The sequence below is a fragment of the Agromyces chromiiresistens genome, from assembly GCF_029167465.1.
GTDB lineage: Bacteria > Actinomycetota > Actinomycetes > Actinomycetales > Microbacteriaceae > Agromyces > Agromyces chromiiresistens.
The window spans coordinates 345,633-365,559 of record NZ_JARFNL010000001.1; the positions used below are offsets into that span (position 1 = coordinate 345,633).

18 protein-coding genes are annotated in these 19,927 nt (G+C 72.8%); 6 read left to right on the forward strand and 12 right to left on the reverse strand.

Features of this window, described 5'->3' with window-relative positions; translation table 11 throughout:
- Positions 1-50: 50 nt before the first annotated feature.
- The 6 genes from PX701_RS01540 to PX701_RS01565 all read right to left on the reverse strand — a co-directional run bounded on the left by PX701_RS01540 (position 51) and on the right by PX701_RS01565 (position 6,962).
- Positions 51-323, reverse strand: a complete 273-nt coding sequence (locus PX701_RS01540; RefSeq protein ID WP_231429800.1) for an MrpF/PhaF family protein — start codon at positions 321-323, stop codon at positions 51-53.
- Entirely contained in the window at positions 320-943 is a 624-nt protein-coding gene (locus PX701_RS01545; RefSeq protein WP_275505271.1) for a Na+/H+ antiporter subunit E, read from the reverse strand. The genes PX701_RS01540 and PX701_RS01545 overlap by 4 nt, the downstream gene beginning before the upstream one ends.
- Positions 940-2,526, reverse strand: a complete 1,587-nt coding sequence (locus PX701_RS01550; protein WP_275505272.1) for a Na+/H+ antiporter subunit D — start codon at positions 2,524-2,526, stop codon at positions 940-942. Before PX701_RS01550 ends, PX701_RS01545 begins: the two co-directional genes overlap by 4 nt.
- Positions 2,523-3,053 (reverse strand): sodium:proton antiporter, encoded by a 531-nt coding sequence (locus PX701_RS01555; protein ID WP_231429802.1) that lies wholly within the window; start codon positions 3,051-3,053, stop codon positions 2,523-2,525. The genes PX701_RS01550 and PX701_RS01555 overlap by 4 nt, the downstream gene beginning before the upstream one ends.
- Positions 3,050-6,010, reverse strand: a complete 2,961-nt coding sequence (locus PX701_RS01560; RefSeq protein WP_275505273.1) for a Na+/H+ antiporter subunit A — start codon at positions 6,008-6,010, stop codon at positions 3,050-3,052. The genes PX701_RS01555 and PX701_RS01560 overlap by 4 nt, the downstream gene beginning before the upstream one ends.
- A 100-nt stretch (positions 6,011-6,110) precedes the next feature.
- Entirely contained in the window at positions 6,111-6,962 is an 852-nt protein-coding gene (locus PX701_RS01565; protein WP_275505274.1) for a GntR family transcriptional regulator, read from the reverse strand.
- On the opposite strand from PX701_RS01565, the gene PX701_RS01570 reads away from it, so the two are divergent.
- On the forward strand, positions 6,921-7,622 hold the full coding sequence (locus PX701_RS01570; RefSeq protein ID WP_275505275.1) for an alpha/beta fold hydrolase: 702 nt from the start codon (positions 6,921-6,923) through the stop codon (positions 7,620-7,622). The two genes, PX701_RS01565 and PX701_RS01570, sit on opposite strands and share 42 nt — an antisense overlap.
- Before the next feature lie 145 nt (positions 7,623-7,767).
- Here PX701_RS01570 and PX701_RS01575 read toward each other — a convergent pair whose 3' ends face one another.
- On the reverse strand, positions 7,768-8,430 hold the full coding sequence (locus PX701_RS01575) for a response regulator (protein WP_275505276.1): 663 nt from the start codon (positions 8,428-8,430) through the stop codon (positions 7,768-7,770).
- Positions 8,427-9,647, reverse strand: coding sequence for a sensor histidine kinase (locus PX701_RS01580; protein WP_275505277.1), 1,221 nt, complete (start codon positions 9,645-9,647; stop codon positions 8,427-8,429). The genes PX701_RS01575 and PX701_RS01580 overlap by 4 nt, the downstream gene beginning before the upstream one ends.
- A 167-nt stretch (positions 9,648-9,814) precedes the next feature.
- On the opposite strand from PX701_RS01580, the gene PX701_RS01585 reads away from it, so the two are divergent.
- Together PX701_RS01585 and PX701_RS01590 are read left to right on the forward strand one after the other, a co-directional pair.
- Positions 9,815-10,792, forward strand: a complete 978-nt coding sequence (locus PX701_RS01585) for an SMP-30/gluconolactonase/LRE family protein (RefSeq protein WP_275505278.1) — start codon at positions 9,815-9,817, stop codon at positions 10,790-10,792.
- Positions 10,793-10,881: 89 nt separating this feature from the next.
- Entirely contained in the window at positions 10,882-11,751 is an 870-nt protein-coding gene (locus PX701_RS01590) for a sulfurtransferase (protein ID WP_275505279.1), read from the forward strand.
- A gap of 34 nt (positions 11,752-11,785) precedes the next feature.
- Here the strand turns inward: PX701_RS01590 and PX701_RS01595 are convergent, their stop codons facing one another.
- Complete coding sequence (locus PX701_RS01595) at positions 11,786-12,598, reverse strand: class I SAM-dependent methyltransferase (RefSeq protein ID WP_275505280.1); 813 nt, start codon at positions 12,596-12,598, stop codon at positions 11,786-11,788.
- A 116-nt stretch (positions 12,599-12,714) separates the two neighbouring features.
- Here PX701_RS01595 and PX701_RS01600 point away from each other — a divergent pair, with 116 nt between their 5' ends.
- A complete protein-coding gene (locus PX701_RS01600; protein WP_275505281.1) occupies positions 12,715-13,686 on the forward strand; it encodes an FKBP-type peptidyl-prolyl cis-trans isomerase in 972 nt (323 codons plus the stop codon).
- Positions 13,687-13,867: 181 nt separating this feature from the next.
- On the opposite strand, the gene PX701_RS01605 is transcribed toward PX701_RS01600, so the two are convergent.
- Positions 13,868-14,722: an energy-coupling factor transporter transmembrane component T gene (locus PX701_RS01605; protein ID WP_420831037.1), complete on the reverse strand. Its 855-nt coding sequence runs from the start codon at positions 14,720-14,722 to the stop codon at positions 13,868-13,870.
- Positions 14,719-16,488 (reverse strand): ABC transporter ATP-binding protein, encoded by a 1,770-nt coding sequence (locus PX701_RS01610; protein WP_275505282.1) that lies wholly within the window; start codon positions 16,486-16,488, stop codon positions 14,719-14,721. Before PX701_RS01610 ends, PX701_RS01605 begins: the two co-directional genes overlap by 4 nt.
- Before the next feature lie 132 nt (positions 16,489-16,620).
- Between PX701_RS01610 and PX701_RS01615 the strand changes: the two genes are divergently transcribed.
- A complete protein-coding gene (locus PX701_RS01615; protein ID WP_275505283.1) occupies positions 16,621-17,037 on the forward strand; it encodes a transferase in 417 nt (138 codons plus the stop codon).
- Between the two features lie 23 nt (positions 17,038-17,060).
- On the opposite strand, the gene PX701_RS01620 is transcribed toward PX701_RS01615, so the two are convergent.
- On the reverse strand, positions 17,061-18,113 hold the full coding sequence (locus tag PX701_RS01620) for an LLM class flavin-dependent oxidoreductase (RefSeq protein WP_275505284.1): 1,053 nt from the start codon (positions 18,111-18,113) through the stop codon (positions 17,061-17,063).
- Positions 18,114-18,367: 254 nt separating this feature from the next.
- Between PX701_RS01620 and PX701_RS01625 the strand changes: the two genes are divergently transcribed.
- Positions 18,368-19,837, forward strand: coding sequence for an FAD-binding oxidoreductase (locus tag PX701_RS01625; protein ID WP_275505285.1), 1,470 nt, complete (start codon positions 18,368-18,370; stop codon positions 19,835-19,837).
- Positions 19,838-19,927: the final 90 nt, after the last annotated feature.

Genomic DNA, 19,927 nt, shown 5'->3' on the forward strand with positions numbered 1-19,927 from the left:
CCCACCTCCCGGCTCAGCGCGCAGCGCGTCTCGCGCGACGTCGACGCCGCTCACGAGGCATCCTGCTTCGCCATGAACCGGGCGATCGAGATCGACCCGACGACCGCGAACATCGCGAGGATGAGCAGCACCACGAGCGTGTCGGTGTGCCGGTTGATCGCCATCTCGGCGCCGAGCGCGCACATCGCGATCGCGAGCAGCACGTCGGTCGCGAGCGCCCGGTCGAGGATCGACGGCCCCTTGATGATGCGCACCACGGCGGCGATCGCGCCGATGCCGAACATCACGCCGGCGGCGATCGAGACGACGGTGAGGAAGGTCATGCAGTGCCTCCGTTCGATCCACGCGTGCCGGATGCCTCGTGGCCGGCGCCCGCCTGGCGGGCCCGCCGCTCGGCGCGCACGACCTCGGCCTGCTCCCGGGTGCCGATCGCGAGCACGATGCGCTCCTCGGTGCCGAGCACCTGTCGCCGGGTGCGGTCGATGTCGGCCTGCGTGCGGGTGCCGAGCGCGTGCAGGTAGAGCAGCCCGCGCTCGCGGTCGATGTCGACGACGACCGTGCCGGGAACGACCGAGATCGCTTCGGCGGTGAGGGTCGTCACGAGGTCGGAGCGGGTGTGCAGCTGCACGACGATGATCGAGTTCATCGGCTTCCACCACGGCCAGATCGCGAGCACGGCGACCTGCAGCGACGCGTGCACGACGTCGAACATCATGCGGAGGCCGAGCAGCAGCCCCCGCCACGGGTTGAACCGGCCGCTCAGCAGCACGGGGGGCAGGTAGAGCAGGCGGGTCACGGCGATCGCGAGCACCACGCCCGTGACGATGCTCAGCACGTCGATGTGGTCCCACAGCAGCAGCCACAGCACGAGCAGCCCGACGAGCAGCGGCAGCTGCCGCCACACCGACCGCCAGCGCGACACGGGTTCGTTCGTGTGCGTCATCGGGTGCCTCCGGGGAACACGATCGAGACGTACACCGACGGGTCGCTGAGCCCTTCGGCCGCGCGCCCCGCGAACTCGAACAGCGGGCCCGCGAACACCGTGAGGCAGACGGTGACCGCGACGAGCGCCGCCGTCGCGACGACCATGAGCACCGGCGTCGTCCGGGTGGCGGTGACCGTCGCGCCCTCGGGGGCCTCGAGCACCGAGCCGAGCAGCACCGACTCGTAGCCCTCGAGCTCGTCGCGCCGGCGCCAGAACGCCATGTTCCAGAACCGGGTCAGCGCGTAGAGCGTGATGAGCGAGGTCGCCGCGCCGGCCGCGATCACGACCCAGATGAGCCAGTCGGGCGCGGTCGAGGCGTCGGGTGCTGCGCCCTGCGCGCCCGCGACGAACAGGCCGACCTTGCCGAGGAACCCCGAGAACGGCGGGATGCCGCCGAGGTTCAGCGCCGGGATGAAGAACAGGATCGCGAGCAGCGGCGAGGCCTTGAGCAGCCCCGCGAGCCGGTTGATGGAGGTCGCACCGCCGAATCGCTCGATGAGCCCCGTCGTGAGGAACAGCGCCGTCTGCACCGTGATGTGGTGCACGACGTAGTAGATCGTCGCGGTCAGGCCGAGCACGCTCGACAGCCCGATGCCGAAGATCATGTAGCCGATGTGGCTCACGAGGGTGAACGAGAGCAGTCGCTTGATGTCGGCCTGCGTGAGCGCGCCGAGGATGCCGATGAGCATGGTCAGCCCGCCGATCACGATGAGCAGCGTCGACAGGTCGTTCTCGGTGAACAGCACGGTCTCGGTGCGGATGATCGCGTACACGCCGACCTTGGTCAGCAAGCCGGCGAAGACCGCCGTCACGGGTGCGGGCGCCGTCGGGTACGAGTCGGGCAGCCAGAACGACAGCGGGAACACGGCCGCCTTGATGCCGAACGCGACGAGCAGCAGCAGGTGCAGGATGAGCTGCACGTCCTGCGGCAGCTCGGCGATGCGCACCGAGAGCTGGGCGATGTTCGCCGTGCCCGTCGCCCCGTAGATGAGCGCGATCGCGCTGAGGAAGAAGAGCGAGGACACGAGGCTCGTGATGATGTACGTGACGCCCGAGCGGATGCGCTCGCCCGTGCCGCCGAGGGTCAGCAGCACGTAGCTCGCGGCGAGCAGGATCTCGAACCCGACGTAGAGGTTGAACAGGTCGCCCGCGATGAACGCGTTGAACACGCCCGCCGCGAGGATCAGGTACGTCGGGTGGAAGATCGACACCGGCGTCTCCCGGTGCTGGTCGGCGATGCCCTGCCCGACCGAGTAGACGAGCACGACGAGCAGCATGATCGCCGAGATCACGAGCATGATGGCCGACAGCCGGTCGACGACGAGGGTGATGCCCCACGGGGCGTCCCACGCGCCGATGTAGACGACGGCCGGGCCGGTCGTGTCGACCGCGACGAGCAGCACCGCGGCGATCACCGTGACCGCGGCGAGCACGGCGACGCCGACGGCCATCTGCGCGCGGCGCCGACGGCCGAGCATGAGCGTGACCGCAGCGCCGAGCATCGGCAGCAGGACGACGAGGGGAACGAGGGTCGCGGTCACGGGCGGCCCCGTTCGTCGTCTCGGTCGCGGGCGGATGCCTCGCGCTCGAGCTCTTCGTCGTCGATGGCGGCGACGAGCTCGTCGAACTCCTCGTCGCTCGCGTCGATGAGCGACTGGATCGCCTCGTCGTCGGCCGCGGAGGAGCGGATGAGGTCGGCCGCCTCCTCGGCGTCTTCGGCCAGCTCGGCCTCGTCGTCGACGAGGTCGCCCTTCGCGCCGAGCTGCGCCAGCCACCACGAGCGGTAGATGAGGGCGAGCATGAAGGCGGTGATGCCGAGGTTGATCACGATCGCGGTGAGCACGAACGCCTGCGGCAGCGGGTCGGAGATCTCGCCCTCGTCGACGCCCTCGCCGAGGATCGGCGCGAGGCCGGGGGCGCCGCTCATGAGGTACATGAGGATGTTCACGGCGTTGCCGACGAGCAGGAACCCGATGAGCACGCGCGTCAGGCTGCGCTCGAGCATGACGGCGATGCCGGCGCCGAAGAGCACCGCCATGAGGAGGACGAGGGTCAGGGAGGCGGTCACGCGGGGGCCCCCTCTCGGTCGGCGGCGGTCGGGTCGGATGCCTCGGGGTCGGCCTCCGACTCCTCCTGGTGCCGGTCGACCTCGGCCCCGAGCGAACGCAGGATGTCGAGCACGAGCCCGACCACCACGAGGTACACGCCGATGTCGAAGAGCGTCGACGTGCCGATCGAGAGGTGGCCGAGCAGGGGCACGTCGGCCTCGAACCACGTCGACTCGAACACGGTGAGCCCGAACAGCAACGAGGACGTCGCGGTGCCGGCCGCGAGCAGCAGGCCGGTGCCGAGCAGCCGCCCGGCGTCGACGGGCGCCGCCTCGCCGAGTTCGTAGCGGCCGCCCGCGAGGTAGCGGGCGACGAGCGCGAGCCCCGCGAGCAGGCCGCCGGCGAACCCGCCGCCGGGCGCGTTGTGCCCGACGAAGAGCAGGTACACCGACACGATGATCGCGGGGTGGAACAGCAGCCGCACGAGCACCTCGATGAGGATCGATCGGTTGCGCGGCGACAGCGTGCGGCCGGCGAGCAGCCACGTCTGCCGGTTCTCGTGGGCCTCGGCTCGCGCGTCGGTCTCGTCGTCGACGTCGGCGAGCCGCGGCTTCGCCGCGCGGATGCTCGACGCCGGCTCGAGCACCGGCTGCAGGCGGTTGCGGCGATCGGGCTCGTCGAGCCGGGGTGCGCCGCCCGTGCGGCCCGAGACGAAGATGAGGCTCGCGACGCCCGTCGCGACGGCGACGAGCACGGAGATCTCGCCGAGGGTGTCCCACGCGCGGATGTCGACGAGCATGACGTTGACGATGTTCTTGCCGTGCGCCTCGAGGCTGAGCGCGGGCAGCCCGCCGGCGATCGTCGGCTCGATGCGGGCGCCGAGGGCGACGAGGCCGATCACGGCCATGACGAGACCGGCGAGCACGCCGATGACGGTGCGCGTGACGCGACCGAGCGCCGTCGGGTGCACGGCGCTCTGCTTCGGCAGCCGGCGCAGCACGAGCACGAACACGACGATCGTGATGGTCTCGACGAGCGCCTGCGTGAGCGCGAGGTCGGGCGCGCCCGACATGCCGAACAGCAGCACGAGTCCGTACCCGGTCACGCTCACGAGCAGTACCGACGTCACGCGCTGGCGGATGATCGCGGCGGCGATCGCGGCGAAGGCCATGATGAGCGCGATGAACGGTTGCGCCGGGTAGTCCCAGAGCCGAACGCCGTCGGGCCAGGTGCTGTTGAGCATGGCGGCGGTGCCGAGGCCCGCGATGAACACGACCATGATGATCGCGAGGTATCCCGCGAGGCCGCGCACCTGGAACGCGGTCGTCACCCACGCGGCCGTGCGATCGACGGCCGAGACGATGCGGAGGTAGCCGCGGGCCGAGTCGATCGCCGGCGGCAGCGACGCCTGCATGCGCGCGACCCGTCGGCGGCCCCACACGAGCAGCGCGGCGATCGCGAAGACGGCCGCCGACAGCCAGAGGGCCGGCTCGAGCCCGTGCCACAGTGCGAGGTGGTAGTCGTGGGCGCCCGGCAGGGTGTCGGCGTAGGCCGCGAACAGCGGCTCGATGGCCGCCACCGTGAACGCCGAGACGAACGATGCCGCGGCGAGCAGCGCCGGGGCGATGCCGATGGCCGGGCTCTCATGGTGCAGGGGTGTGGGCGCGACATCCGCCTTCGTGAAGAACGCGCCCCAGACGAACCGCACGGTGTAGGCGACGGTGAGCACCGAGCCGGCGAAGGCGGCGGTGAGTGCGATCCAGCCCCACGTGTCGCCCGCGAGCGCCGAGTCGAGCTCGGCGGTGAAGACCGCCTCCTTCGCGACGAAGCCGAGCAGCGGCGGCAGGCCCGCCATCGAGCCGGCGGCGACGAACGCGATCGTCGCGATCACGGGCATGCGCCGGCCGAGGCCCGAGAGCTTCCGCCAGTCGCGGGTGCCGGCGGCGTGGTCGACGATGCCGACCACGAGGAAGAGCGTCGCCTTGAACAGGGCGTGCGCGAGCAGCAGGGCCATGCCGGCCAGCGCCGCGTCGCGGGTGCCGAACCCCGTGACCATCACGAGGAATCCGAGCTGGCTGACCGTGCCGTACGCGAGCAGCAGCTTGAGGTCGTACTGCCGCAGGGCGCGCCAGCCGCCCACGAGCATGGTGAGCGCGCCGAGCCCGATGACGATGGGATGCCACACCTCGAGGTCCGCGTAGCCGGGGGCGAGCCGGGCGACGAGGTAGACGCCGGCCTTCACCATGGCGGCGGCGTGCAGGTAGGCGCTCACCGGGGTGGGTGCGGCCATCGCGGCGGGCAGCCAGAAGTGGAACGGCACGAGCGCGCTCTTCGAGATCGCGCCCACGAGCACGAGTGCGACGGCCCACTCGCCGGCCGCGCCGGTGACGGGGTGCGCGACGAGCTCGGCGAGGCTCGTCGTGCCGCCCGCGACCGAGAGGATCACGAGGCCGACGAGCATCGCGAGGCCGCCGAAGGTCGTCACGGTGAGCGCCTGCAGCGCGGCACCGCGGCTCTCCTTCCGCCCCGTGTAGTGGCCGATGAGGAGGTACGAGAGCACGCTCGTCGCCTCCCAGAACGTGAACAGGATGAACACGTCGTCGGCGGTGACGAGGCCGAACATCACCCCGGCGAAGGCGAGCAGCAGTGCGGCGAAGCGGCCGAGGGCGGGTTCGTCGTCGCTGAAGTACCAGGTGCAGTAGACGAGCACGAGGGCGCCGATGCCCGTCACGATGAGCGCGAGCAGCAGTGCGAGGGCGTCGAGCCGGAAGCTGAGCGCGATGTCGAGCGTGGGGATCCACTCGACCGACTCGACGAGGACGTCGCCGGCGACCACCGCGGGGACGAGGGTGAGCAGCCAGCCGAAGACGGCGGCGGGCAGCACGGCCAGCAGGAGGAAGACCCGGCGCCCGAGCAGCCTCGTCAGGGTCGGGGCGAGCAGCGAGAGCACGCCGAAGGCGACGAGGCTGAAGATCATCCACCCTCCTCACGCCGCGCAATCGTCCGGCCACCAGCCTACCGGGGCACGACGCGGGTGCCCCGGCGCTGCGCATTCGACGGCGCAGACCCGCGGATCGTCAGCCCGCGGGAGTGCCGTTCTCCGACGGCAGGCTGTGCCAGATCTCGAAGGTGAGCTCCGCTGCCCCCTCGGCGTCGCCGTCGGTCAGGAGCTGGATGAGTCGTTCATGCCGTTCGATCGACGCCGGTCCGTCCGCTGCGAAGCGGTCGCGTTCCGATCGCCGCACTACAGGGCCGAACTGGTCGAGTACCGACTCGATGGCGTGGTTCCCGAGGCTGGACACCGGTACCGAGTGCAGCTCATCATCGGCGTCGAGCGCTGCGGCGGTGTCGCCGGCGCCCACGGCCCGGGCGAACCGGCCGTTCGCTTCGCGCATCCGCGCCACCTCGGCATCGGACAGGTTGCCCGCCGTCTCCCGTGCGACGAGGACATGCATCGCGGCGACCACGTCGCGTGCGTCCCTCACGGCCTTCGGGTCGATGGCGCTCACCGTCGTCGATCGTCCGGGCACCGCGACCACGAGTCCGCTCGCACCGAGACGGAGGAGCGCTTCGCGAACCGGGGTCCGGCTGACGCCGAGCCACTCCGCGAGGTCCACGTCTTTCAGCTGCTCCCCGGGCAGGAACGTGCCGTCGACGATCGCGTCCCGGAGCCGGCGGAACACGTCGTCGCGCAACAATGACCGGTCGACACCGGGGGCGCTGCGGGGAATCGGCATGCAATATATTGCCCATACTCCAGCCCTGGGAGGCAAGTAGATGCTCGGCCCGGGTGCGGATCTTGCAACATGCAATATATTGCGTATCGCCGTTGTTGCATCACATGACCGCAACCCACCGGCCGAACGGCCACTCCGGAAGGAAGAGACATGAACATCGAAAACGGCATCACCAACGTCGTCCTCGTGCACGGGGCGTTCGCCGACGGATCAGGATGGCGCCGCGTGTACGACCTGCTGACCGCACGCGGCTACCGGGTCTCGATCGTGCAGAACCCGCTCACGTCGCTCGAGGCCGACGTGGCGGCCACGAAGCGGGTGCTCGACCTCCAGGACGGGCCGACGATCCTCGTCGGCCACTCGTGGGGCGGCACCGTCATCACCGAGGCGGGCGCCCACCCCAAGGTCGCCGGACTCGTGTACGTGTCGGCGCTGGCGCCCGACGCGGGGGAGAGCACCGCTCAGCAGTACGAGGGGTTCGCGCCGACGCCCGAGTTCGTCATCGACGTCGGCGACGACGGTTACGGATACCTCAACCGCGACGCCTTCCACGCCGGATTCGCCGCCGACGTCAGCGACGCCGACGCCGCCTTCCTCGCCGACAGCCAGGTGCCCATCGACATGGCCGTGTTCGCAACCCCGGTGACTGTGGCCGCCTGGCGTGACAAGCCGAGCTGGGCCGTCATCGCGACCGAGGACAAGGCGTTCGACCAGGCCATGCTGCAGCACATGGCCACGCGCATCGGCGCGGACATCACCAACGTGCCGGGCAGCCACGCGCTGTTCATCACCCAGGCCGAGACGGTCGCCGACGTCATCGTCACCGCAGCCGAGCGCAGCGCGACGCGCTGACGTCGTCGCCGAGCTCCGGGGTCGGTTCGCTCACCTGCAGCGTGCCGACCCCGAGCGCCTGCGGCCACCGCGGTTCGCGGGAGCGGATCCGAAGAATTCCACGTGGTCCGAGGTCGAGCGGCGATGATCGTTGACGGCGGGAGCCCTACCGGCGGATGATGCGGCGCTCGATCGCCGCCGCGACCGCCCCTGCCCGCGTGTCGACGCCGAGCTTCGCGTAGATGTGGGAGAGGTGCGACTTCACGGTCGCCTCGGAGACCAGCAACTCGCGGGCGAGCTCCTTGTTGCCGAGACCGTCGGCGAGGAGTTCGAGCACCTCGACCTCGCGCTCGGTGACCACCGGGCCCGGCGCGGCGGCGCGGCGCACGAGGGTCGCGGCCACCGACGGCGCGAGCACGGTCTCGCCGCGGGCGACCGCGCGGATGCCGGCGAACAGCTCGTCGGGCGGGGCGTCCTTCAACAGGTAGCCGCCTGCACCGGCCTCGAGCGCGCGGATGATGTCGGCCTCGGTGTCGTACGTCGTCAGCACGAGCACGGCGGGCGGTTCGTCGAGCGCGCGCAGCCGGGCGGTCGTCGCGACTCCTCCGGGGCCCTCGCCGAGGTTGAGGTCCATGAGCACGACGTCGGGGCGGTAGGCGCGCGTCTTCGCGACGGCCTCGTCGGCATCGCCGGCCTCCGCGACGACCTCGAGCCCGTCCTTTCCGCCGAGGAGGGCGGCGAGCCCCGCGCGCACCACCGGGTGGTCGTCGACGAGGATGACGCGCACCGGTGCGGCGCCGGCCTGCGACACGCGGGATGCCTCGCTCACGACGTCACCTGCTCTTCCGTGCTGCTCGACAGGGGGAACGATACCGACACCGTGGTGCCCTCGCCCGGCGCGCTCTCGATCTCGGCGCGTCCGCCGAGCTCCTCGGCCCGCTCGCGGAGCCCGCGCAGGCCGTGCCCCCGGTCGGCGGCCCCGCGACGGTTCGAGGCGACGTCGAACCCGACGCCGTCGTCGCGCACGTCGAGGCGGATCTCGTCGGGCTGGTAGGTGAGGCTCACGACGACGCGTCTCGCGTGCGCGTGCTCGACGGCGTTCGCGACGGCGCCCCTGGCACTGCGCAGGAGTGCGCCGGCGATCGGGGCGGGCACGGCGCGGGCGGCGCCGTGCCGGTGGAACGCGAGCACGGGCCCGGCGCCCGTGGCGGAGGCATCCGTCACCAGGCGATCGATGGCGTCGGGCAGCGCGTCGGCGCTTCCGTCCTCGAGCGCGGCCGGTGCGAGGTCGCGCACGACCCGGCGCACCTCGTCGAGACCCTCGCGCGCGGTCGCGGCCGCCGTGCGCACGTGCTCGCGAGCCGAGTCGGGGCGGGCCCGCCAGTCCTGCTCGGCCGCCTGCAGCAGCAGGTTGATGCTCGAGAGCTGCTGGCCGACCGAGTCGTGGATCTCGCGCGAGAGCCGGGTGCGTTCGGCGAGCGCGCCCGCGCGGTGCTGCGCCTCGGCCAGCTCGTCCTGCGCGTCGGTCAGCTCGTCGAGCAGGCGCTGGCGTTCGGCCGACTCCCGTTCGAGGGCGCGGTAGGCGATGACCGTCGCGATCGCGATGCCCGCGGGGCCGACGATGACGGTCGGGTCGATGCCGTCGTCGATGCGCGACCACGCGACGCTCACGACGACCGTCATGACGACGACGACCGCGACCGCGGGCCCGAACGGGATCACTCGCAGCACCGCGAACGCGAGCGGCACCGCGCACCACGCGAACGACGGGGCGGCGAGGGTCAGCGCCATCCACAGCACGACCACGCCGACCACCCAGATCGTCGGCCAGGCGCCGCGCCGGGGGAGCACGGGGCGCAGCGAGGCGACCACGGCGAGCGCCGCCGCACCCGCGAGCACCGCCGCCGTCTCGGGTGCGAGACCGTGCCGCTCGACATAGCGGGCCGCGCACACGACGAGGAGCACGAGGAGCACCGCGTGCAGCCAGCGGTCGAAGCGGGCGACGGGCGCGAGGATGCCGCGCATGCCGTTGATCTCCTGCTCCATGACCGCACAGCCTACGGACCGTCGGTCCATGCGGGCGTCATCCGATCGGCTATTCGATTCGAGCCGGATGCCCGACGCCTCGCGGCGGAACGTGCGGTGGAGTGGAATCACCCGGTTCGCACCGGACCCGGACCGGACCGGACCGGACGTCCCCAGGAGGAGATTCCATGAAGCACCAGACCACCATCGCCGGCCTGCTCGCCGCGGCGACCCTGACCACGATCGTCACGACCGGGGCCGCGCCGGCCCTCGCCCAGGAGGCCGACCACGGCCGCCCGGGCACGTACACCCTGAACGGCGACGCCGAGGGCAGCCGCTTCGAGGGCATCGGGGCCGACCGGCGCAGCGGCGCCTTCTACGTCAGCGAGGTCACCGGCGGCGAGATCCACCGCGGCGACGTGCGCTCGTCGACCACCGAGCAGTGGATCACGGGCGACGGCACCGACGGCCGCTACACGGCCCGCGGCATCACGGTCGACGGCGACGGCAACGTCTTCGTCGCCGGCGGCCCCAACGGCATCGGCACCGGCCGCCCCGACCTGTGGGTGTACTCGCCCGAGGGCGACCTGCTCGCCTCGCTGCGTGTGCCGGGCACTGCCGACGCGTTCCTCAACGACGTCGCGATCGGCGCCGACGGTGCCGCGTACTTCACGAACTCGAACGACCCGCAGGTCTTCCGGGTGGCGCAGGACGCCGACGGCGAGTGGGCCGCCGAACTGTGGGCCGACGCGACCGGCACGGTCTCGCGGTCGGCCGGCTTCAACCTCGGCGGCATCGTGCTGACCGCTGACGAGAGCGCGTTCGTCGTCGCCCAGGGCAATGTCGGCAAGCTGTTCCGCTTCGGCTTCGACGGCACCGTCACCGAGATCGCGACCCCCGGTGCCGACCTCGTGAACGCCGACGGCCTGGTGCGCGAGGGCAACCGGCTCACCGTCGTCCGCAACTTCTCGAAGGCGATCACGACCCTGCGCATCTCGGCCGACGGCTCGACCGCGGGCTTCGTGAGCGACGTGGCGACCGACCCGAGCCGCGTCCTCACGACCGCCGAGTCACTGCACGGCCGCACCCTCTACGTCGACAGCGAGTTCGGCGACGGCCAGGTCGAGACCCCCTACGAGGTCGTCACGAACCCGTTCGCGGGCTGACCCGACTCACGATCGGCATGACGGATGCCTCGGGCGCGAGCCCGAGGCATCCGTCGTCGTCGTTCGCCGAGTCTTGGGAGGATGGACGCATGCCGATCCTCATCACCGCCGACGAGCTCGCCGCCCGCCTCGACGCCGAACGCACGGGCCGCGCCGACACCCGCACGGTCGTGCTCGACGTGCGCTGGTCGCTCGCCCAGCCCGACGGCACCGACGCGTACCGCGCCGGGCACATCCCCGGCGCCGTCTACGTCGACCTCGACGGCGAGCTCGCCGACCACGACGCGGTCGGCGAGGGGCGGCATCCGCTGCCGACCGAGGCGGCGTTCGCCCGGGCGATGCGGCGCTGGGGCGTACGCGACGGCGACACCGTCGTGGTGACCGACGACCTCGGCAACCAGTCGGCCGCCCGGGCGTGGTGGCTGCTGCGGCACGCCGGCGTCGCCGACGTGCGCATGCTCGACGGCGCGCTCGCCGCCTGGCGGGCGGCCGGCCTGCCGCTCGAGACGGGGGATGCCTCGCCCGAGCCCGGCGACGCGACCGCGCACTTCGGCGGCATGCCCGTGATCGGCATCGACGAGGCCGCCGCCCTGCCGGGGCGTGGCGTGCTGCTCGACGCGCGCGCCGTCGAGCGGTATCGCGGCGAGGTCGAGCCGATCGACCCGCGGGCCGGTCACATCCCGGGTGCGAGGTCGGCGCCGAGCGGCGGCAGCCTCGACGCGTCGGGCCGGTTCCTCCCGGCCGAGGCACTGCGCGAGCGGTTCGCCGCCGTCGGCGTCGTGCCGGAGTCCGGCGCGCCCGTCGCGGCCTACTGCGGTTCGGGCGTCACGGCCGCCCACGCCGTCGCCGCGCTCGCGATCGCCGGTGTCGACGCGGCGCTCTACCCGGGCTCGTGGAGCCAGTGGTCGAACGACGAGACGCGCCCCGCGGCGACGGGCGACGAGCCTTCCGCTGATTGAGGTGCGGCGGGGCCGGTGAACCGCACCCGTCCCCTCAACCGGCGTCGGGACGGTACCCGACCGCGATGAGGGTCGTGAGGTCGAGCGTGCGCGCCTCGGGCGACTCCTCGAGCCGGGCGGTGAAGCGTTCGCGCACCCCGGCGACCTCCTCGTCGTCGAGTCCCGCGATCGCGTTGCGGATCGCCGTGCCCTCCACGAGCGACCAGGCGAGGTCGGGGGAGACCTCGACGTGCCTGCGAGCCTCGTCGGCGCGCACGCGCTGGAGCCCGAGCCCCGTGAGCCAACGCGCGAGGCCGCCGGGAGTGTCGATGCCCTCGAATGCGGGCGAGTGGTGTTCGTCGTCGTGCTCGCCCGGCAGTGCCGACGTGAGCGCCTCGAGGAACGATCCGAGTGCGCCGCGCGCCCACACCGTCACGCCGACGCGGCCACCCGGCTTCGCGCGCTCGATGAGGTGCCGGGTGCCGGCGTCCATGTCGGCGAAGAAGAACACGCCGAGTACGCACTGCACGAGGTCGTAGCCGGTCGGCTCCCACGAGGTTACGTCGGCGACATGCAGGCGCAGCTGCGGCAGGCGATCGCCCGCACGGGCGCGCGCGAGCCCGATGAGCTCCTCCGCGAGATCGACGGCGTCGACGAGCCCGCCAGGGCCGACGAGCTCGGCCGCGGGCAGCGCCGACGCACCGTCGCCCGAGCACGCGTCGAGCACGAGCTCGTCGAACTTCGGCCGGGTGCGCACCAGTGTCGCGGTCGAGATCGGGTCCCACACCGCCTCGTCCAGTTCGGCGAACTTCGCGGCCCCCGCCGCGAACGCACCGACATGGTCAGGCTCGTCCGTCAACTCCCCCATGCGCCCATTCTGGCCTTGATCGGGCAGATCTCCGGGAATTCAGGAAAGAGAAAGCCGAACAGGGCAGACTGGGATGCCACAGCACCACGTTCTCCGACCGAAACGAGTCCTCTCCCATGAATCGTGCCCTGCGCCGCGGCGCGCCCATCGCGCTCGCCACCTCGGCCGCCCTGCTGCTCGCCGGTTGCGCGGGCAGCGCCGGCCCCGAGGCATCCGAAACCCCCACCGCCGACGCCGCCGCCTGCATGGACGTGCCCTCGGGCGACCTCAGCGACGGCGTGAAGGTCGATGGCGAGTTCTCCGAGAAGCCGACCGCCACCTTCACGACGCCGCTCGAGGCCGACGAGCTGCAGCGCACCGTCGCCATCGAGGGCGACGGCGACGTCACCGAGTCGGGCCAGAAGATCAACGCGGTGGTCACGACCTTCTCGGGCACGTCGGGCGACGAGCTCTTCTCGCAGCCCGCGACCATCGTCGCCGGTGACGACACGCTCTACGAGGCGTTCCTCGCCGGCATCGACTGCGTGCCGATCGGCTCGCGCACCGTGACCGTCGCGCCCGCATCGTCGCTGTACGGCGACACCGGAAACGAGTCGATCGGCATCGAGCCGGGCGAGACCATCGTGATCGTCGTCGACGTCGTCGAGGTGCAGCAGCCGCTCAAGCCCGCCGAGTGGACCGAGAACGTGCCCGAGGTGAAGTGGGGCGCCGAGGGCGAGGCGCCCACGGTGACCCTGCCGAAGACCGACCCGCCGGCCGACCTCCAGCTCAAGGTGCTCGAGGAGGGCGACGGCGCCACCGTGGGCGACGGCGACAGCGTCACGGTGCACTACCAGGGCATCAGCTGGGACACCGGCGAGATCTTCGACCAGAGCTACACCCGCGGCGAGCCGGCGACGTTCACGACCGACGGCGTGATCCAGGGCTTCAGCGCGGCGCTCGTCGGCCAGAAGGTCGGCACGAAGCTCATCGTCACGATCCCGCCGGAGTACGCCTACGGTGCCGAGGAGAGCGACCAGAACCCGCTCGGCGGGCAGACGCTCGTGTTCCTCATCGAGATCCAGGACACCGCGCCCGCCGGCCAGTAGCCGGTCGACGCGAGCGGAGGGGTCGGGCGGCATCGCCCGGCCCCTCCGTCGTCCCGGCGCCGACGGCGCGCAGAAACGACGTTCGGGCGCTGGAACCATGTTCGCCCGCTGGAACCGCGTTCGAACCTGCTTCCAGCGGGCGAACCTGCTTCGAGCCGCGCGGGGAGCAGAAGGATCGACGCTAGAACGCCCTCGTCGCCCAGACGATGAGCGCGCTCGCCGCGACGAACGCCGCCACGAAGACCGTGTCGTGCGCCCGCCACGGCATCAGGTGTCGTTCGGTGCGGGTGCGATGGGCGCCGAACGCGCGGGCATCCATCGCGAGCGCGACCCGCTCGGCGTGCCGGATCGCCGACGCCAGCAGCGGCACCGCCGTGCCGAACGCCCGGCGCACCGCCGCGATCGGCCCGCGACCGGCGACGGTGCCGCGCACCCGATGCGCCGCCCGGATGATCTCGAGCTCGTGCCGGAACCGCGGCACGAACCGCAGTGCGGCGAGCGCCGTGTAGCCGACGCGGTACGGCACCCGCAGGTTCTGCACCGCCGCCCGCACGAACTCGGTGCCGGTCGACGTGAGCCCCGCGATGAGCGAGAGCATCAGCACCGCGAGCACGCGCAGCGCGGTCGCGAGGCCGACGAGATAGGCGGCGAGCGTGAAGCTCCAGTCGCCGACCCCGAAGAGCACGACGGATGCCTCGGGGCCGGCCACGCTCGACGGGTCGACCCATATGCCGAAGCTCACGCCGAGCACGAGCGCGGCGACCGGCGTGCCGACGACGAGCGCGGTGACGAGGCCGGCCGAGAGACGTGCGCCGGCCAGCAGCACGACGAGTGCGAACGCGATGAACGCGAGCGGCAGCACGAGGTCGCGGCTGAACACGACGACGATCATCGCGGGCAGCGGCGCCGCGAGCTTGGCGAGCGGGTTGAGGGCGGCGAGCGGGCCCGGGCGGGTGGGCCTGCTCGCCGCGGGGCCGGTGATGGCGGGGTCGGTCGCGGACTCGTCGTCGACGGACGCCCGCGCGGGCCGACTCACGAGGCGCCCGCCGCGATCGGCAGCTGCGACATGCGGGTCACGCCGTGCCACCCGGGGTGCCGCTCGAGGCCGCGGGTCGCGCGGGCGAGCGGCGGGTGCCGGAGCCCCGACTGCTCGATGAGCGGCCCCGCGAGCACCTCGGCGGTGGGGCCGACGCCGATGAGGCGCCCGTCGGCCATCACGGCGAGCCGGCCCGCGTAGTCCGCGACGAGCTGCAGGTCGTGGGTGACGACGAGCACGGTCGTGCCCTCGTCGTTGAGGGTGCGCAGCATGTCGAGGAGCTCGGCGGCGCGGGCGCGGTCCTGTCCGAAGGTGGGCTCGTCGAGGGCGAGCACCGGGGCGCCGGCCACGAGCGCCGTGCCGACCGACAGCCGGCGCTTCTGCCCGCCGGACAGCAGGAACGGATGCTGCTCTGCATGTGCTTCGAGGCCGAATCGGCGAAGCATCCGGTCGCGCGCCTCGATGACCGCCTCGTCGGCGAGACCTTGCAGCCGCAGGCCCTGCTCGAGCTCCTCGCGCACCGTCGGGGCGACGAACTGGTGCTCGGGGTTCTGGAAGACGAAGCCGACGCGGCGCACCCGCTCGCGCGCATCGGCGCGCGCGGGGTCGATGCCGAGCACCTCGACCGTGCCGCGCGGAGCGGGGATCACGCCCGCGAGCGCCTGCAGCAACGAGGTCTTGCCGGCGCCGTTGGTGCCGACGATCGCGAGGAACTCGCCCGGTGCGACCTCGAGGTCGACGTCGTCGACGACGACCGGCCCCCGCCGGCCTCCTCGCCGCACCGACAGGCCGCGCGCACGGATCGCCGGCGCCGCCTGCGCGGGTGCGCTGCCGGACGGCGCGAGCGACAGCGCCGGTGCGAGCGCCGTCGAGCGCACCGGAGACGAGTCGCCGAGGGGCGGCGGCAGAGTCGGCATCGCATCGAGTGCGGCGCCGAGTTCGGCGGGGGTGAGGGGCAGCGGGCCGATCGGCAGCCCGGCGTCGCGCAGTCGCATCGCGGCGAGCGTCGAGACCGGCAGCCACACGCCGAGCTCGGCCAGCTCATCGGCCCGTTCGCGCAGCGTCTCGCGGGCGGGTCCGTCGACGACGAGGCGCCCGTCGGCATCGAGCACGAGCACCCGGTCGACGAGGTCGACGGCCGCGTCGAGGTTGTGCTCGACGAGCACGATCGCGTGCTCGTCGTCGTCGGCGAGTTCGCGCAGCACGGCGTAGACCTCGTCGATGCCGGCCGGGTCGAGGTTCGCCGTCGGCTCGTCGAGCACGAGCACGGGCGCCGCCATCGCGAGCGCGCAGGCGATCGCGAGCCGCTGCCGCCCGCCTCCGGAGAGCGCGTCGGGGTTCTCGGTGCGACGGTCCCAGAGGCCGACGAGCTTGAGCGCGCGTTCGGCCCGGGCGAGCACCTCGGATGCCTCGACGAGCTGGTTCTCGGGCGCGAAGCAGACCTCGTCGAGCACGGTGCCGGTGACGACCTGCGCGTCGGGGTCCTGGAAGACCATCGCGACGTGCTCGCTCAGCACGCCGACGGGGTGGTCGCGGCTGTCGAGGCCGGCGATGCGCACGGTGCCTGCGAGCTCGGCGGGCACGGCGTGCGGCACGAGCCCGTCGAGCGCGAGCGCGAGGGTCGACTTGCCGCAGCCGCTCGGCCCGAGCACGAGCACGACCTCGCCCGGGGCGACGTCGAACGAGACCTCGGCGGGGGTCGGCCGCTCGGCGCCCTCGTGGCGGATGCTCACGCGGTCGAGCTCGAGAACAGGGGATCCGGGCATGCTTAGGACAGCCTAACTTGCGGCGCTGCCGGGCAGCGGCTCGCCCGGGTTCGACCGCGGGAATACCCCGGTCAGGCCCGATGTTGTACTGATGTCCGGCATGTGGAGCCTCCACGCCGGGAGGAGGAGAACGTGGGCATCAGCTATGTCGAGTTCGAGGACGAAGCCGGGATCCTGCGTCGCTATCGCAAGCACGTGAACGGCCGGGGCCTCGTCGCCACGACCGCCAAGGTCGACCCGACCGCGTTCGTCGACCCGACGGCCTACGTCGACCCCGGAGCCGAGGTGCAGCGGGGCGCCCAGATCGGCCCCCGGGCCTGGATCGAGAGCGAGGCGATCGTCGCCGAGCGCGCCGTCGTCGGCGTGAACGCCCGGGTGGGCCGGCACGCGGTCGTCGGCCGCAGCGCCGTGCTCGGGCCGTACGTCACCCTCGGCGCCGGCGCGAAGGTGCACAACGCCGCCCGGGTGCCGCGCGAGACCGTCGTCGCCGACGGCGACGAGTACCGCGCCACGACCAAGGACCTGCGCCGGCTCGGCCTCGCAGCCTGAGCGACCCGCACGCGCCGGTCGAGTCAGCCGGCTGAGAGCGCCCCCGCGAGCAGCTCGAGCGTCTGCTCGCGCCCCGGCGTCGCGTCGGCCGGCTCGGCCGCGTACGAGCCGGAGATCGGCGCGACCATGACCTCGTCGATGCCGTGGCGATCGGCGAGGGCCCTGAGCTCGGACGCCGCGCCCGAGGCATCCGCGATCACCCAGCGTCGTTCCATCGCCGCGATGAGGCCCTCGGCGTCGGAGTCGGCGGGCGCCGCGAGCGCCTCGTCGACCGTCTCGAGCGGTCGCATCGGGCGGTTGAGCCGCAACCGCGCCATCGAGCGCAGCTGCGGCAGCGCGCGCTCGCGGGCCTCTTCGACCGTTGGCGCGACCGAGGCGTTGACCGTGAGGAACGTCTCGGGCTCGCGGTGCGACTCGCTCGGCCGGTACTCCGTGCGGTAGAGCTCGAGCGCGCGCTCGAGCCCGTCGCCCGAGAAGTGGTTGGCGAACACGTACGGCAGGCCCAGCTCGGCGGCGAGCTTCGCCGAGTAGTCGCTCGAGCCCAGCAGCCACAACGTCGGCACGGCGCTCGCCGCGGGGGTCGCCTGGATCGGGTACTCGCGCCCGCTCGTGAGGCGCAAGGTCGCACCGTCGGGGGAGAGCAGCGAGAGGATGTCGGCGACGTGGTCGGGGAACCGGTCGACGTCGGCGGTCGGGCCCGAGACCCGCAGCAGCTGCGTGATCACCGGGTCGCTGCCCGGCGCCCGGCCGATGCCGAGGTCGATCCGCCCCGGCGCGAGGGCCTCGAGCGCGGCGAACTGCTCGGCCACGACGAGCGGCGCGTGGTTCGGCAGCATGACGCCGCCCGAGCCCACCCTGATGCGCTCGGTGCGCGCCGCGATCGACGCGATCAGCACGGGCGGCGTCGTCGAGGCGACGGCCGGCATGTTGTGGTGCTCGGCGAACCAGTAGCGGGTGAGGCGGAGCCGGTCGGCCAGTTGCGCCAGGCGTACGGATGCCGCGACGGCGCCTCCGCTCGTCTGGTCGGTGCGTACGGGAACGAGGTCGAGAACCGAGAGGCGCGGCGAGATGTCCATCCCCAGCGGCAACCGCCGCGAGGCATCCCGTATTCCGGCCCGCGTCCGTGAGTGGAGGCGAAGCGCCGTCTCGAGGCTGCCGCGGGGGACAGGGAAACCCCTGACCCGATCGGAGGGACACCCCGGGTGACCCGGACGTCCGCGACGAATTGGATGGGATCTCGTCGCGAGTGCTGCATCCGTCGATGCGGCCGCCGGGCCGGTTCGAGAACCGAGGCAACCGGCCCGCGAACGCACACCGAAAGGAACCATCCGTGAACACCCCTGTGCCCCCGACCGGCGAGCTCCTCATCGAGGACGCCGTCGACGACCTCGCCCTTCCGCTGCGCGAGGCCTTCGCCCGTCTCGACTCCAGCCTCGACGGCCGTCTCGTGCTGTCGGGCGATCCCGACTGGGACGCCGCCCGCGCCGCGTGGAACCTCGACGTCGACCAGCGCCCCGCCGCGGTCGTGATCGCCCGTTCGGCCGCTGACATCGTGCGCACCGTCGAGCTCGCGGGCCGCTACGGCCTCGCCGTCGCCCCGCAGGGCACCGGCCACAACGCCGGCCCGCTCGCCGCCGACCACGGCCTCGCCGACGCGATCCTGCTGCGCACCCACGAGCTCCGCGACGTGCACGTCGACGCCCGGCGCCGCGTCGCCCGTGTCGAGGCCGGCGCCCTCTGGGGCGACGTCGTCGCGGCCGTCGCGCCGCACGGCCTCGCCGCGCTCGCCGGGTCGTCGCACGACGTCGGCGTGGTCGGCTACACGCTCGGCGGCGGCGTGAGCTGGCTCGCCCGCTCGCACGGCCTCGCCGCGAACCAGGTGCTCGCGGTCGAGCTCGTCACCGCCGACGGCCGGCACCGCCGGGTCGACGAGGAGCACGACGCCGACCTGTTCTGGGCCGTGCGCGGCGGCGGCGGCGACTTCGGCGTCGTGACGGCGATGGAGTTCCGCCTCTTCCCGATCGCCGAGGTCATGGCGGGCATGCTGCTGTGGCCCGTCGAGCGGGCCGACGAGGTCGCGGCCGTGTGGGCCGAATGGACGAAGCGGGTGCCCGACTCGGTGCAGAGCGTCGTGCGCATCCTGCACCTGCCGCCGCTGCCCGAGCTGCCGCCGTTCCTCGCCGGCCGATCGATCGTCGTGGTCGAGGCGGTGGTGCTCGAGGACCGGGCACGCACGGACGCCCTGCTCGAACCGCTGCGCGCGCTCGCACCCGAGATCGACACCGTGCACGCGCAGCCGCCCGCCGAGCTGCTCGCCCTGCACATGGACCCGCCCGGCCCCGTGCCCGGCCGCGGCGACGGCATGACGCTGCGCGAGCTGACGCCCGCCGCGGTGCGCGCGTTCGTCGGCGCCGTCGGCGCCGGCTCGGGCACGGCCCTCATGACGACCGAGATCCGCCACCTCGGGGGAATGGTCGAACCCGACGCCGCCGTGCTGCGGGCCACCGACCTGGGGCTGCCGACGCCGGGTGCGACCGCGGGTTTCGACGCCGGCTACCTGCTCTACAGCGCCGCGATCGCGGTGCCCGGCGCCGACGAGGCGATCGCCCGATCGCTGGGCCGGCTGCTCTCGTCGATGGAGCCGTGGCGGGCGCCGCAGGAGTACCTCAACTTCGCCGAGCACCGCCGCGACGCCGAGCGCCTCTTCGGCGGTCGCGACGGCCGGCTCGCGCGCCTGCGCGCGATCAAGCGGGCCGTCGACCCGACGCGCCTGATCCGCTCGAACCACCCGGTGGGGTGAATGTTCGCGGCGCGCTGAACGTCGGCTCCGACCCGCAGATGGGGGTGTCGCTCGCGCCCCGGCCTTCATAGGCTGGGGGCGAGCGACATC

Bases quoted from the DNA above. Each gene is read 5' to 3' on its own strand.
- PX701_RS01545 (WP_275505271.1), bottom strand. From the start codon at position 943: ATGACGCACACGAACGAACCCGTGTCGCGCTGGCGGTCGGTGTGGCGG.
- PX701_RS01620 (WP_275505284.1), bottom strand. From the start codon at position 18,113: ATGGACATCTCGCCGCGCCTCTCGGTTCTCGACCTCGTTCCCGTACGC.
- PX701_RS01570 (WP_275505275.1), top strand. From the start codon at position 6,921: ATGAACATCGAAAACGGCATCACCAACGTCGTCCTCGTGCACGGGGCG.
- PX701_RS01595 (WP_275505280.1), bottom strand. From the start codon at position 12,598: ATGGGGGAGTTGACGGACGAGCCTGACCATGTCGGTGCGTTCGCGGCG.
- PX701_RS01600 (WP_275505281.1), top strand. From the start codon at position 12,715: ATGAATCGTGCCCTGCGCCGCGGCGCGCCCATCGCGCTCGCCACCTCG.
- PX701_RS01580 (WP_275505277.1), bottom strand. From the start codon at position 9,647: ATGGAGCAGGAGATCAACGGCATGCGCGGCATCCTCGCGCCCGTCGCC.
- PX701_RS01610 (WP_275505282.1), bottom strand. From the start codon at position 16,488: ATGCCCGGATCCCCTGTTCTCGAGCTCGACCGCGTGAGCATCCGCCAC.
- PX701_RS01585 (WP_275505278.1), top strand. From the start codon at position 9,815: ATGAAGCACCAGACCACCATCGCCGGCCTGCTCGCCGCGGCGACCCTG.
- PX701_RS01560 (WP_275505273.1), bottom strand. From the start codon at position 6,010: ATGATCTTCAGCCTCGTCGCCTTCGGCGTGCTCTCGCTGCTCGCCCCG.
- PX701_RS01590 (WP_275505279.1), top strand. From the start codon at position 10,882: ATGCCGATCCTCATCACCGCCGACGAGCTCGCCGCCCGCCTCGACGCC.
- PX701_RS01540 (WP_231429800.1), bottom strand. From the start codon at position 323: ATGACCTTCCTCACCGTCGTCTCGATCGCCGCCGGCGTGATGTTCGGC.